The 13,995-nt window shown below is 67.1% G+C and carries 10 protein-coding genes; 5 read left to right on the top strand and 5 right to left on the bottom strand.

Translation table 11 applies throughout. The annotated features are described in order from the left end of the window. Positions 1-151: 151 nt before the first annotated feature. On the bottom strand, positions 152-820 hold the full coding sequence (locus IT540_RS14035) for a hypothetical protein (RefSeq protein WP_291179051.1): 669 nt from the start codon (positions 818-820) through the stop codon (positions 152-154). Positions 821-1,163: 343 nt separating this feature from the next. Between IT540_RS14035 and IT540_RS14030 the strand changes: the two genes are divergently transcribed. The 4 genes from IT540_RS14030 (at position 1,164) to IT540_RS14015 (ending at position 10,131) form a co-directional block, all read left to right on the top strand. After that, a complete protein-coding gene (locus IT540_RS14030) occupies positions 1,164-3,260 on the top strand; it encodes an AsmA family protein (RefSeq protein WP_291179047.1) in 2,097 nt (698 codons plus the stop codon). Positions 3,261-3,372: 112 nt separating this feature from the next. Beyond that, the gene (locus IT540_RS14025; RefSeq protein WP_291179045.1) at positions 3,373-4,938 is read left to right on the top strand and encodes a M23 family metallopeptidase; all 1,566 of its coding nucleotides are present in this window, start codon (positions 3,373-3,375) and stop codon (positions 4,936-4,938) included. Between the two features lie 58 nt (positions 4,939-4,996). Then, positions 4,997-9,097: a M4 family metallopeptidase gene (locus tag IT540_RS14020; protein ID WP_291179042.1), complete on the top strand. Its 4,101-nt coding sequence runs from the start codon at positions 4,997-4,999 to the stop codon at positions 9,095-9,097. A 44-nt stretch (positions 9,098-9,141) separates the two neighbouring features. Continuing rightward, complete coding sequence (locus IT540_RS14015; RefSeq protein WP_291179039.1) at positions 9,142-10,131, top strand: hypothetical protein; 990 nt, start codon at positions 9,142-9,144, stop codon at positions 10,129-10,131. 299 nt (positions 10,132-10,430) lie between these two features. On the opposite strand, the gene IT540_RS14010 is transcribed toward IT540_RS14015, so the two are convergent. Continuing rightward, complete coding sequence (locus tag IT540_RS14010; protein WP_291179036.1) at positions 10,431-11,081, bottom strand: hydrolase; 651 nt, start codon at positions 11,079-11,081, stop codon at positions 10,431-10,433. Positions 11,082-11,232: 151 nt separating this feature from the next. On the opposite strand from IT540_RS14010, the gene IT540_RS14005 reads away from it, so the two are divergent. Then, the gene (locus IT540_RS14005; protein WP_291179034.1) at positions 11,233-12,114 is read left to right on the top strand and encodes a LysR family transcriptional regulator; all 882 of its coding nucleotides are present in this window, start codon (positions 11,233-11,235) and stop codon (positions 12,112-12,114) included. A 220-nt stretch (positions 12,115-12,334) separates the two neighbouring features. Here IT540_RS14005 and otnI read toward each other — a convergent pair whose 3' ends face one another. Genes otnI through IT540_RS13990 form a run of 3 tightly spaced genes read right to left on the bottom strand, consistent with a single transcriptional unit; the run spans position 12,335 to position 13,937 of the window. After that, positions 12,335-13,111: a 2-oxo-tetronate isomerase gene (otnI, locus tag IT540_RS14000; protein ID WP_291179031.1), complete on the bottom strand. Its 777-nt coding sequence runs from the start codon at positions 13,109-13,111 to the stop codon at positions 12,335-12,337. Between the two features lie 33 nt (positions 13,112-13,144). After that, positions 13,145-13,567: an alternative ribosome rescue aminoacyl-tRNA hydrolase ArfB gene (arfB, locus tag IT540_RS13995; RefSeq protein WP_291179028.1), complete on the bottom strand. Its 423-nt coding sequence runs from the start codon at positions 13,565-13,567 to the stop codon at positions 13,145-13,147. A gap of 34 nt (positions 13,568-13,601) precedes the next feature. Continuing rightward, positions 13,602-13,937 carry a hypothetical protein gene (locus IT540_RS13990; RefSeq protein WP_291179025.1) on the bottom strand — a complete coding sequence of 112 codons (336 nt, stop codon included), beginning with the start codon at positions 13,935-13,937 and terminating at the stop codon, positions 13,602-13,604. Positions 13,938-13,995: the final 58 nt, after the last annotated feature.

Here is a 13,995-nt window from a genome sequence, read left to right as displayed (position 1 = left end):
CCGGCCTTCGCCGGGGCAGGCTTTGCCGGGATGACGTTATAAAAGATCGAGCGGCTTTGCCGACATTTCCACCGTCACCCCGACGTAGGTCGGGGTCCAGACACGCATCAGAAAAGATGACGCGCCAAGCCGCTGAGGATGCGGCTGCCCCCTATGGCGCGGGCGGGGTGGCGCGGATCAGCTTCAAAAGATCGCTGTCCTTGGAGATCTGCGTCGTGTCGCGGCACTCGTCCTTGGCCTGCTCGGTGCACTCGACCGTCACCGTGTACGGTACGCCGTACTTGGTGATTGTGTACTCGGCCAGGTAGCCTTCCTCGCCGCCCTGGTCGCGGTCGTCGAACACGGACACGGTGGGTCCCGACTGGGGCGCCGCGCCGCGGGCCGTGTTCTCGTAGACTGGGAACTTGTCCGGCGCGAACGTGTGCTGGACGCGCAAATCGCCCGAAACCGAGACCGTCACGTCGCCATAGTTCTCGACGATCTGATACCAGACAGGATTTTCCTCATCCATTACGACATCGCGCTCCGTCGCGGGGCGCGGGCCCAGGCGGAACGTGTTCTCCACGACGCCCGGCGTTGCGTCGAAGGCCAGCACGGGAAGCTTGAGCTTGCTGAGCTTGTCGTCCGCCGTGGGACCGAGCGAGCGCGGCGTCGCGTTGGCGGCGACGAAGCTCTTGATCTCGGGGTCCGACCACTGGACCTCGATCAACTTGTCGGCGGCCTGGGCCAGCGTTGCGGCACAGGCAAACGCCGAGACCGCGACACCTGCCAATAGAGTGCGTATCGGAGCCGCTCGAACGGACAGGCCACTACGCGACATGGGACACATCCTTGTTTTCCAAGCCAACTTTCGCTTGCGCGGCTGCAGGACGGTGACCGAGACGCAGCCGACGCTGCGCCCCGACGATTGCGGCCGGACTCTACCCGCCGCTGCCGTTCACGATCAAGTCCAACTCGGCGCGAGAGAGCCGCTCGTGTGCCACGCACCTCCGCACAAGCACGTCGGCGGTGCCGTGCCGGTTGAATGGCCTCGCCGCAGATAGTATTCCGCTTGCACGGCTGCTCCCGTGGGGGGAGTGGCCACGATGCATCGGCGCAGCCGTCATAATAGCGGTCGGGTGCTCCGGTAGATTCGTGGTCAGACGTGTTGCGTGGAGACCCGCATGGCTACAGATCCGGGGGCGGCGGCCGAGGAGCCTCGCACGAAACGTAGCACGGTGTGGCGCATCGTCCGTCTGGTGCTGATCGGCGCGCTGGTGTCGGTAGCGCTTTTGATCGCGTTCCCGCCGCTCGGCCTCATCAAGGATCATCTTGCGAAAAGCATCGGCCAGTCGATCGGCCGCACGGTGACGATCGGCGCCATGCGCCTCACCTACTGGCCGCAGTTCGGTGTCGCATTCGACGAGGTGGCGGTCTCCAATCCCGAAGGGATGCCCGAGCGCGACGTGTTCCGCGCCGAGACCGTGCAATCCACCATGGAGTTCTTCCCGCTGCTCAAGGGACGAGTGCGCCTCAAGGACCTCGACCTGATCAAGCCCACGTTCGCGCTCGAGGAGGGCGCCGACGGCACGCGGAACTGGGTGTTCGACACCGAGGGCGCGGCCACGTCCGGCGCGGCGCCCGCGGCCTTCAGCCTGCCGCCGGTGTCGACGATCAAGGACGGCACGCTCACCTTCCAGAGCGCCGCGACCGGCGCCCAGCGCTCCGCAAGCGACATCAACGCGGTGCAGAACCTCGATCCGGCGTCGGGCGCGCTCGTCTCCAAGGGAAGCCTCGTCGCGGGCGGGGAGACGGTGACCTTCGACGCGGCGGTCGGAGACTTCAATGCGGTGGTCACCGGTGCCTCCACCACGCTCAAGGCCAGCATGGACGCGCGCCCGTTGCGGGCGTCCGTGGACGGCGACGCGCTGTTCGCGGCGGCGGCGGAGTTCAATGGCGCAGTGACGGCCTCCTCGCCGTCGCTGATCGCGCTCGCGCAATGGCTCGGCTCCGACATCACGGCGTCGGGCACGCCGCTCAGGGGCTCGCTCGAAGGCAAGATCAAAGGCACGACGCGCGACATCACGTTCTCGGAAACCGACGTGATGGTCGATACCACGAGCGCGCGCTTCGACGGGACGCTCGACCTCGGCGGCGTCAGGCCGAAGCTCGCCGGCAACGTGTCGAGCGAGCACATCGACCTCGGGCGGATGACGGGCGCGGCGCGCCAACCGCTCGCGCCCACAGCACAGGCCGACTTTGAGCCGCTGATCGCGCCGGGCTGGGAGCAGCTCCTCTCCGACCTCGATGCGCTCGAGAAGGGGCAGCAGGCGGCGCCCGAGCCCGCGCGTTCCGCGGCCGCCACCGCCGCGCCCGGCTGGAGCGAACAGCCGTTCAACCTCAAGGCGCTGCAGGCCTTCGACCTCGACGTGCTGATCGACGCGGCGGCCATCACCTACGGCGCGCTCGATCTCAAGCGCGGCCGCGTCAAGGCCGGCATCACCGAGGGTGTGCTCGATGCGAAGCTCGAGGAGCTGGCGGTCGGCGAGGGCAAGGCGATCGGCACGTTCAACATCGACAGCCGTGCCGCGCCGCCGCGCGCCGCCGCGCAACTGACGCTGACGGACGTCGCCGCGGAGCCGATTGTCACCGAGCTCACCGGCAAGCCGCTGCTCGCCGGCGCCTCGAACGTCGAGATCACGGCCAACGCCGCGGGCCAGAACCAGGCCCAGCTCACCTCCACCCTCGACGGCAAGGCTCATTTCCGCATGGGCAAGGGCGCGCTGCGCGGCTTCGACGTGCGGCGCATGATCTTCGAATGGTGGAAGAGCTGGAAGTTCGACCTCGCCATGCGAACGGCCTTCGAACGCCTCGAGGCGACGTACGACATCAAGAAGGGGATCATGCAGAGCCGGCCGGGCCTCGCCATGGGCGGCTCGGAAGTGGAGATCAACTCGGAGGGAACCGTCAACGTCCCCAAGAAGAGCCTCAATCAGGAGATCCGGGTCAAGGCGATCCCGCCGCCGACGGCGTTCCCGATCCCCGTGCGCATCTCCGGCGACTGGACCAAGCCGTCGATCGGCGTCGACTGGTGGGGCCTCTTCTCGGCGGGGCCTGGGCTCGGCGGACCACAGGCGCTTGCCGCTTCTCCCGAGCCGACGCCAGCCAACGTGCAGGCGGCAATCCGGCGCGTGCTGGCGGCGGATCTGCCCGCCGACCGCCTGACGCCCGAAGCGCGACGCATGCTCGAGCAACTGCTGCCGGCGGAGCAGGTGCCATGATTATGCTCGGAACCGATGTAGTGGGCTTCGTTGCCAGGGATGAGCGAGTTCGGCATTATCCCTGCGGGATCCAAAAGCACTCCGAAGCTGCAATGGATACGGGGGATGTGGCGTGAGGAAAGCTCTCCAACTTGTGCTGTGCGTCGCTCTCGCTGCCGGTGGCGTCCTCCTCGCACTTCCCTCCCGTCTTCCCGCGCAGGATCACACGCGCACGGCCGCGGCCTCGCATCTGTTCGGCCGCGATCTCGCGACCTACGCGCTCGTGCAGAGCATCGCGGGTCCGAGCGCGGGCATCGGCGCCGCGCGCCGCGGCGGGGCGTCGGACACCCCGTGTTTCAGCCACGACGCGAGCGGAAGTCTGGTCCAGCTCGCGCGCTGCAGCCTGCTTCCGCCTGAAGGCACGCCGACGCCTCCCACACCTGAGCAGCCGACGACCGGCGAAGGACCGGCGCCCGAGCCGACGCCGACGCCGACACCCACGCCGACCGGCGATCCCGCCTACACCGACCCGGCGAAGGCCGGCTTTGCCTATTACCCCCCGGGCAACCTCTTCGAGCGCGATCAGGGCCGCGGACGCGCGGACCGCTACGTGTACATGCCGAACATGATCTTCCCGCTGAAGCTCAGCGACGGCCTCTTTCCGCACATGAACTCGCAGATCTGGGGCTACGGCGGCGGCGGCTACGGCGGCAAGGGTGCGGCCGGCGGCAGCGAGAACGATCCGCGCAACTTCGATCCGATGAAGCAGCGCGACAACTATTGCGAGATCCGTAGCTGGGACATGCCGCTCTGCCCGGGCGGCGCTGGACATCAGGGCCAGGACATCCGGCCGCCGTCCTGGAAGGACAACTACTGGGAGGCAGTGGCCGCAGAGGACGGGCAGATCGTCAACGTCACGTCGAACACGACGGTGCAGCTCAAGTCCAACAACGGCACCGACTACTACTACCTCCACATGCACCCCAAATCGATCACCGTGAAGACGGGCGCCAAGGTCAAGCAAGGCCAGGTGCTCGGCAAGGTCTCGCGGTACATGGGTGGCAAGGTGGCAACGAGCCTGCACCTGCACCTGCAGGTGCGCCAGCGCATCCAGGTTGGCGGCAAGACGCTGCAGGTCTATGTGCCGACCTTCCCGTCGCTGATCGCCGCGTTGCGCCGCGCCAAGGGCCTCGACCCCGGCATCGGCCCCGACGGCAACCTGCTCGTCGATGCCGGACTCGAGATCGGTGCGCCGAAGCCGCCGCCGGCACCGGAGCCGACACCCACTCCAGCTCCGGAACCCACGCCAACACCGACTCCGACCCCGGCGCCCGAGCCGACTCCAGCGCCGCAACCCGAGCCTGCGCCTGCTCCCGAGCCTGCCCCCACGCCGACACCGGAGCCTACGCCTGCACCGGAGCCCACGCCGCAGCCCGAACCCGCGCCAACGCCGGCCCCCGCACCGGAGCCTGCTCCCGTGCCTGAGCCCGAACCCACACCGGCGCCCCAGCCGGAGCCGGCACCGGCCCCCGAGCCCGCTCCGGCGCCGCAACCCGAACCCGCGCCGCCACCGGAGCCTACACCCGCGCCTGCGCCAGAACCCACACCTGCACCGACGCCGGCACCCGAGCCCGCGCCGGCCGAGCAGCAGGGATGGTGGGACTGGATCAAGGGCAAATGGAACAATTGGTGGCAGTAGGCTGCGCGCTGCGCGGCCTTCGTGCCCTGTCATGTTGTATGAGTTAGGAGCAGCAACGATGCCGAGACATACGCCAGCCTATGCCGCGGCGGTGCTCGTGGCGCTTAGCGCGTCTTCCGTCTCCACCGCGTACGCCCAGTTGCCACCGTCGCAGTACGACCGGCTGCAACGCACGCTCGAGGACAAGTTCGCGCCCAAGAAGCAGGCACCCGCCCCTGCGCCTCCTCGGACGCGGAGCCTCGGCGAGAAGCAGGACGACTTCATCTATGTCGATCCGAACAAAAGCAAGGCGCCTCCAAGCCCGAACCAGAAGCGCTCCGATGCGTCGTGGGGCGAGTCCCTCTACGCGCTGATCACGTCGACGTTCGGCAGCAAGGAGACGCCGGAGCCCAAAGTCAAAGGCGCGTTCAGCGGCAACGTGGCCCAGGCCGATACGGCCTATTCCCGCTACAGGGAGCGGCGACGCCGTGCCCGCGCGAGCGGAGGGACCTCCGAACGGGCCGGGCGCCGCGTGCCCGTCGCCAAGCCGAACAGCTTTGTGATCCAGCTCAGTCCCGACGCGACCGACAAGGACATCGAGGCGCTGCTTAAGAAATACAACCTCACGATCACGAAGATGATCGCGCCCCTCGGCGTGATCACCGTGGAGGTCGCCGACGGACCGGCGACGCGCTCGCTGCAGCCGGCACCTGCCGCAGGCGCCGCCGCCCAGGACAGCAAGGAGCAGCTTCGCAACGCGCTCGAGCCGCCGCTGATCAAGGAGCTCCGCGCCGAAAAGGTTGTCGAAGGCGCGTTCGTCAACTCGACCATGGAGGCCAAGCAGCTTCGCAAGGGCACCGGCGCCAGCATCGCGGTGGGCGACGAGGTGTTCGCCTGGCGCTGGCACGCGGGAGACAGCCAGGACGGGAACTGGGGCCTCAAGGCGATCCGCATGCCGCCGGTGTGGTCCATCCTCGATCGGCACCGCAAGGCGAACCCCAGTGCGCAGCGGCCGAAGATCGCCGTCATCGACAGCGGATTCGGCACCGACCCCATGGTGCCGTTCGCCTCGATGCAGAACGTCACCCCTGCGATCTACCACACGCCCAGTTGCGGCACGCATCACGGCATGCACGTGGCCGGTATCATCGGCGCGCGGCCCGGCGACCAGCCCGGCATCGACGGCATCATCCCGGAGGCGCGGATGGACGCCATCGCCGTCGATGACGCGATCGTCGGCGACTCCGGGGTCGTGGGCGTCGACGAGGGCTGGCAGGTGCACGCGCTACTCTTCGACGACGTGCTCGCGAAGACGCTCGACTACGTCTATGCCAACCTGCTCACGCCCGACGGGCTGCGCGTGATCAACATCAGCCTCGGATACAATTTCGTGGCCTCGAACCTGCTCGGCGACGACGACCCGGAGGACGTGCCGGGGCTGGCGCTGCACGTCATGCATCAAGCGAACCTCATCCGGCTGATGGCGAGCCGTGTGCAGGATCACGTGCTGTTCGTGGTGGCGGCCGGCAACGATTCCGAGGATCGCGCAACGCCGATCGCGGCCAAGTGGGCCTCGCCGTTCGCCTGGGCCGGCACACAGACTTCGGCGGCCGGCGACAGCCCGCCCAACATCGTCGTCGTCGAGGCCATCGACCGCGACGGGCTCAGGGCCGAGTTCTCCAACACCGGCGGACACCTCGCGGCGCCGGGCGTCGACATCATGAGCACGCTCGCCGCCGACAAGCTGCCGATCGGCGTGTGCAGCGGTACCTCGCAGGCGGCGCCGCACGTGGCGGCGCTGGCCGGCATTCTGTTCGAGCTCGCGCCCGACAAGAAGCCCGCGGAGATCGCCGAGGTGCTGCGCAAGAGCGCGACGGCGGCGCCCGGGGGTGCGGCGCAAGCCCCGACCATCGACGCGCTCGAAGCGGTGGCGGCCGTGGCACCCGAGGTCATGCCGCTGCTCGGCGATCTCGACGGCGACGGCGTCGTCTCGGCGAGCGATCTCGCCATTTTCTCGCGCCAACTCGCGGCGCTCAAAAATGCGGCGACGGCCAACGCAGCGTTCACCGAGGATCTTAATGGCGACGGCGTGATCGACGACAACGAGTGCTTCTGGCCGCGCATCGATCTCAACGGCAGCGGGTTCGGAACGCTCTCGGCAAGCGACGCACGCAACCTCGCAGGCAACGCCAAGACGGACCTCGCCGCGATGGAGCACCTGTGGTCCGACACCGCGACGCCGTTCTCGATCGCGGCAGCCTACGGGGGCCTGACGACGCCGGCCGAGGTTCAACCTGCCTCGAGCACCCCTGCCGGACCAATCACGCAATGCCGCGGATTGGCCGCCCCCGCCATCACGGTGGCGACCGGCGATACCGCCGTGGCCCCGTCGGCTCAGACACGGTCCAGCTCGTCCCTCGTTACGGCTGCCCACGCGGGCGGCACGTCGTCGCCATCCAATGCCGAAGCGGCCGAGACGCGGGCCGAGGTCGAGCGCGCGGTCGAGGAGCTGCGCAAGACGCATCCGAACCTGCGCGTGACGATCAACCCGGCCACGGGCTTGCCGAGCACTGTGATGGGCCTCTCTCCGCAGGCGGGAGCTGGATCGCGCTCTCTCGGCGCGGGCGACGGCGACCGGGAGCAGACGGAAGAGGAGACGAAGCGCGCCGTCGAGAACTATTTCGGCACGGGTGGGCTCAGATCGCTCTATCCGGCGAAGAACAAGAGCGCGAAGCCCGAGTACGTGCGCCGGCGCAAGGATCCCGACCTGCCGAACCGCTACATCGCGGAGGTCGAGCAGCGCGTGGAGGGCGTGCCGGTGTTCGGCTCGACCGCCAAGCTCAGCGTGGACCGGTCGCTCGGCGTGACCAAGTTCAGCGGCACCATCTCCACCGTGGCGCTCGACGACACCAAGCCCAAGATCGCGGAGGGCGAGGCCGTCGCCGCCGCGCGCGCGAAGCTCGCCGACGTGCTGCGCAGTGCGCCGGATGCCTCGCGCGCGTTCCCGCTGGCGCCGAGCCCGGACAAGGCCGAGGTCGGCAAGCCCGATCTCGTCGTGTTCGACCCGGCGCTGGTCGGCAAGGCGAAGGCAGGCACAGGATCGACGACGCGCCTGGCATGGCTGGTGACGATCGACGCGTTCCGCATCTTCGTCGACGCGACCACGGGCGAAGCGTTCTACTACTATCGCGACCAGCCCTCGGGCGGCATGCTCAGGCGCATCTACGATCTGGCGCAAACGACGAGCTTTCCCGGCAGCGTCGGCATCGACGAGGAAAAGCGCGCGCGGGCGGAGACGCTGGCGCCCGAGGCGCTGATAGCCTTCCGCAACGCGGGCATTGTGCGCGATTACTTCTTCCTGACCTTCGGCCGCGACGGGTTCGACGACAACGAAGGCCAGGGCGGCTCGCCGATGGAAGCCTATGTGCGCCACGGGCGGACTCAGAACGCCTACTGGTGCACCACGAAGTCGTACGACTGCCCAAAGGGCAACGTGATGGTGTACGGGCCGGGCTATGCAGGCGCGCTCGACATCGTGGCGCACGAGATGACACACGGCATCATCGCGCATGAGAAGAACCTGCTCTATCTCAACGAGCCCGGCGCCGTGAACGAGTCGCTCTCAGACATCTTCGGGGCGCTGATCGAGCTCGACGCGCGCGGCGACGGCGGCAATTGGCTGATCGGGGAAGCCTCGCCGGGCTTCTCCATCACCGCGCCGCTTAGGAGCCTCGCGGACCCCAACCTTCGCGACGCGAACGGCAGGGCGATGTTCGACCGGAAGGCCAAGTTCTCGCTCTCGAACCGCGGGCAGCCGGACCATTACTCCGAGGTGCTGACGCCGGATGACCTGATATGCGGGTCGACCGCCTATAACGACAACGGCTGCGTGCACTTCAACAGCGGCATCCTAAACAAGTTCGCCTTTCTCATCTCCGAGGGCGGAACGCATCGCGGCGCCACGGTGACGGGCGTCGGCCGCTACAAGCTTGCGCGCATCACCTATCGGTCGATGACGGTCGGGCTCAACCAGAGCTCCACGCTCTCTCACGCCGCGAACGTGTTCGTCGAAAGCTGCTTCGAGCTGGCGAGCGCGGAGCTCGGCGGGATCACCCCGGTCGACTGCGAGCAGGTGATCGCCGCGCAGCGGGCGGTCGGGCTCGAGGTGCCTTCGAGCTGACAACAGTCGCGGAAACACGGTGCAACGATGACGAGGAAGCGAGCATGAAACGGGTCAAGCTGGACCGCCGCCAGGTCGGCGCAGGGTTTGCGGCCACGCTGGCGATGCCATTCGTCGTCCGGCTCGGCGCCGTCCCGGCAGTAGCGCAAGACGGAAGCGGCACGTGGCGTCAGCTCGGCACGCTCTCGGAGGAGGCGCAGCGGCTCGGACTCTCGGTGCCGCGCATGGGGCTTGCGCCGGCGTCGGCCACGGAGGACTTCACCGAGATCCAGCCCGCGATCGTGGACTTCATGGACGGGATCACGGCGTCGGCCCCCGACGCACCTGGTGCGACCTCATCCGATATCGACAGTCTGCTCGAGCGCGCCTCGGAGCTCCTGCGCACGGCGCGCAACGCCGAGCGCGTGCCGCGTGACATTCCGGAGGGGCCGCAGGCGGCCGCCGTCACGCCGCCCAAGTTCGAGGACGTGGCCGACGAGTACCGCCGGCTGTTCGAGACGTGCCAGATCCGGTCGGAGAACCGTTCCACGGTGCAGTGGTACGTATCGAAGATCACGGATTCCGCGCGGCGGAAGTCCTACGAGGACGCTTTCATCGAGACGTGCGTGCCGTGGTACGCGGTCGCCATCATCCACGGCATGGAGTGCAGCTTCGACTTCAACTCCCACCTCCACAACGGCGACTCGCTCAAGGCCAAGACCAAGCAGGTGCCGGCCGGACGACCGAACCCGTGGCTGCCGCCGTCGGACTGGGTGTCGAGCGCCGTCGACGCGCTGCGCTACGACAAGCTGCACGAGCAGGCCGACTGGAGCCTGCCGCGGATGCTCTACCGCTGGGAGGGCTACAACGGCTGGCGCAGCCGGCTGCTCTACAAGATCAACACGCCGTATCTCTGGAGCTTCTCGAACCACTACACCAAGGGCAAGTTCGTGGCAGACAACAAGTGGGACCCGAACGCCGTCTCCAAGCAGTGCGGCGCGGCCGTGATGCTCAAGGCGCTGGTCGAAGGCGGCTTCATTACGGCGCCGGCGTAGGCGCGGAGGTGGAGGAGACCATCGCCTGTAAGCGTTTGCTAAGGGCCAGGAAACACGTCTCTTGGAGCGATCTCAAAGCGTCGCGATTGGCTCGACCTCCGCTCGCGCAGCTTGGGGCCGAGTGTGCCAGCCCTCGGAAACTTATCTCGCCTCACCTGTCAGGCCACGGCAGTGATAGATAGCTCGCCTGCATCCAGCCAGGCATGGATGGCCTTCCTGTAGAGAGGGGATGACGAGACTTGTTAAGTGGTCGGCTTCTTCGCACCGCATCATTCGACCGTTTCGTCATCCCCTTAAGATCATGCGTTTCTGGGAACCGGTGTGTTGAGCAACTGCTGCTCCCACAGGTACGCAATGCCGCTGCCGCCGAAGTGCTGGATGAGAATCTCGGTCAGCTCTTCGACATGCTCGGTGCGCGCCCAGTCGCGCTGCCATTCGCCAGCGAGCGCCATCACGGTCATCATGTTTGCGCCAGCCGCGATCATCCGCTGGATGGCGATCTGGTGGGACTCGGTCGAAACTCCGCCCGACGCATCGGTGATCACGGACACGTCCCAGCCTTCGCCGAGGGCTTGGATGACAGGCATCGCGACGCAGACTTCGGTCCAAAGGCCTGCGATAATCAGTTGTTTGCGGCCGGTCGCCTTGACCACGTCCACCACCTTCTCGTCCTGCCAGGTGTTCACCCAAGTCCGGTCGATCACTTCCTGCTCCGGGAAGACGTCAGTGATCTGCTTGAAGAGAAGTCCACCGCGCGCCGCGATCACGCTGGTGAGAATGGTCGGAACATTGAAGGCTTTTGCTAGCTTCGCCAGCGCGGTCGTGTTGTTGACCACAGCTTGCGGATCGTGGCTGTTCAGGTTCGCGAGCTGATAGGGCTGGTGGTCGATCAGAACGAGGACCGAGTCTTCGGGGCGAAGAAGCGATGCAAGGCCGTTACGAAACGTCATTGGTTCATCCTCTGCTTTCGTTGTGGGGAAGGCTCTCTTGCCGGCGACATGCGCCAACTGCGCGTTGCCTGGAGGGCCATTTGCCATTGCGATTTGTGATACGGTAGTGCGTCTTTGTGCTACGCCGTGTCCCGAAATGGGGAACGCCGAGTTGGACATCGAAGACCTGATGACATTCGTCGAGGTTGCTGATGCCGGGGGAGTTTCGGCCGCTGCGCGCCGGCTCGGTGTCTCCAAGTCAATCGTCAGCCGGCGGCTATTCCGGCTTGAAGCGGAACTCGGTGTCCAGCTGCTCGCACGCACCACCCGTGGCGCCGCTCTTACGGAAGCCGGGGTCACGTTCCGAGACCATGCAGCCAGAGTCAGCGCCGAGATCGACGTGGCCAGGGAAACAATCCTGCCCGCCGGTGACCTTCGCGGCCGCTTGCGAGTTGCTGTGCCACTGACTTTCGGTCCGACCCACTTCGCTCACGTGCTCGCGGACATGGCGCGGCGCCACCCGAAGCTACACATCCATACCTCCTACAGTGATCGCTTCGTCGATCTCATCGCAGAGGGTTTCGATTGTGCGATCCGGGTTGGCTATCTTCCGGACTCCAACCTGATCGCAAGCCGCATCGGGCCGATCTATGGGAAGCTTGTCGCGAGCCCGGACTATATCAAAGCGCACGGTTCACCGGAGACGCCGGACGAGCTCGTTGCCCATCAGGCTCTCATGCAGGGCACCGAAACCTGGCAGTTTATGGATGGCGACAAGATCCTCACGGTTCGTCCCCAGGGGCGCTTCAAGGCCGACAACGGCACAGCGCTCGTTGCCGCCGCGGCAGCAGGCCTCGGCATCGCTTGGGTCCCCGATGGCATTACCCGTGAATATCTGGCCTCCGGCGCGCTTGTTCCGGTCATGCCGCGGTATCCACCGCCTCCGGCGGGTGTGTACGTCATCCGCCCGCCAGGTCAGCACCCTTCACGGAAGGTGCGGATCCTCACCGAGCTTCTGCTCGAGTGTTTTGAAGAGGATCCGCGCCGTGCGTGAGCTGTCCTATCCGCGTGCTCCGTCGACTATGATGGTTGGATCGTGGAAGGGACGACGCATGCCGAGCAGCGAGTTCGCGCGTTGAGATGAACGAATCACGGCTCTCGGGAGAGTTCTTCGGTCGGCAGAACGACGACAACTGCGTGCTGAGCTGCCGCTCACCTCGCGCACCGCGAGGTCCGCTTAGAGTCAGAAGCAGTCGTCGAGCCTCCCGTCGAAGTCAGCCCAGCGTGACGTCGCAAGCCGAGGGCCACGAGAGGCCGGCGAGCGTCGCGCCGCGCGGCTTGTACTCGCAGCCGATCCAGCCCGCGTAGCCCGAAGCGTCGATGATCCGGAAAATGCGGGCGTAGTCCAGGACCGCGGTGCCGGGCTCGCCACGGTCGGGCGGATCGGCGCACTGGTAGTGGCGCGCGAGGGGGCCGAACTCAGCGATCGCGCCCTCCACGTCACCCTCCATGACATGACGGTGATAGAGGTCGAACTGCAGGCCAAGATTGGGAGCGCCGACATCCATGATCACATCGCGCGCGTCGGCCGTGCGGGAAAGGAAATAGTCCGGCATGTCGCGCGTGTTGATGGGCTCGATCAGGATGTCGATGCCGAGGGGGGCTGCCCAGTCGGCCGCGAGGCGGAGATTTGCGACGTACGTCTCGCGCGTCGCGCCGTGGCCGGCGAGCCCGGCCATGACGTGCAGGCGCGGACAGCCGAGCGCCTCGGCGTAATTGAGCGCCAAGTCGACGGCGGAGGCGAACTCGTCCTCGCGGCCGGGCAGCGCCGCGAAACCGCGCTCGCCCTTGTCCCAGTGGCCGGGCGGCAGATTGAAGAGCGCAAGCGCGAGGCCGGTCGCGTCGAGGCGCGTGCGTATCTCGTCGGCGGGCACGGCGTAGGGAAACATGAACTCGACGCCCTTGAAGCCCGCGCGCGCCGCCGCCTCGAAGCGGTCGAGAAAAGGCAGCTCGGTGAAGAGAAAACTCAGGTTCGCGGCGAAGCGCGGCATGGCGGCACTCGATCCAAGAACGGTTGAACGGGATTAATCGAACGACGGACGGGACTGGCGCAGCTTCTTCACGCTGCCGCGCTTGACCTTGCTGTCGACGCGGCGGGCCTTGGCGGCGCGGCTCGGCTTGGTGGCGACGCGTTTTTTCGGAACATAGAGCGCCTCGCGCACGAGATCGGCCAGACGGGCGCGGGCATCTTCCCGGTTGCGCTCCTGCGTGCGATGGCGCTCGGCACGGATGACGAGCACGCCGTCGTCGGTCATACGGCGGCCGGCGAGGCGCGCGAGTCGGTCGCGGACGGCCGCGGGCAGGCTCGGCGAGTGGCGCACGTCGAAACGCAGCTCGACCGCGGTCGAGACCTTGTTGACATTCTGCCCGCCGGGGCCTGAGGCGCGGATGAAGCGCTCCTCGAGCTCGCGCTCGTCGATCGAGAGGGTGTCCGTGATCTCCAGCATGGCGGGGGTGTAGCAGAGATTTCGCCGCCGCGCGTCAAAGAAGCGAGACGAAAGCCAGCGCGACGGCGAGCACGATGGCGGCATCGAGCCAGCCCTCGCCGCCCATGACCAGCGCCGCGAGCCCGGCGAGCAGGACCAGGACGGGCAGCACGAGGTCGGCGACGACAAACGCCGTGACCTTTACCGACAGCGGCTCTCCCAGCGCACGCCGGCGCTCGGGCCAGGCATCCGCGAGGACCACGACGGCCAGCACGGCCCCGATCAGGACCATCCACCACCATGCTGGAGACGAGCTCTCGCCATAGGCGAAGATGCAGAGCGCCAGCACCGCGAAGGCCAATATCATCTGGACGGTCAGGGTCTGCGGCACTCGGATTCCTTTCTCAGGCGCACAAGCACCCGGAGTTATAGGGCGAGATGATCCGGGA

The sequence above is a fragment of the Hyphomicrobium sp. genome, from assembly GCF_020852195.1.
In the GTDB taxonomy this organism is placed as follows: Bacteria; Pseudomonadota; Alphaproteobacteria; order Rhizobiales; family Hyphomicrobiaceae; genus Hyphomicrobium_C.
The sequence above is the reverse complement of the archived record's forward strand: the minus strand, read 5'-3'. Positions and strand labels throughout refer to the sequence as shown.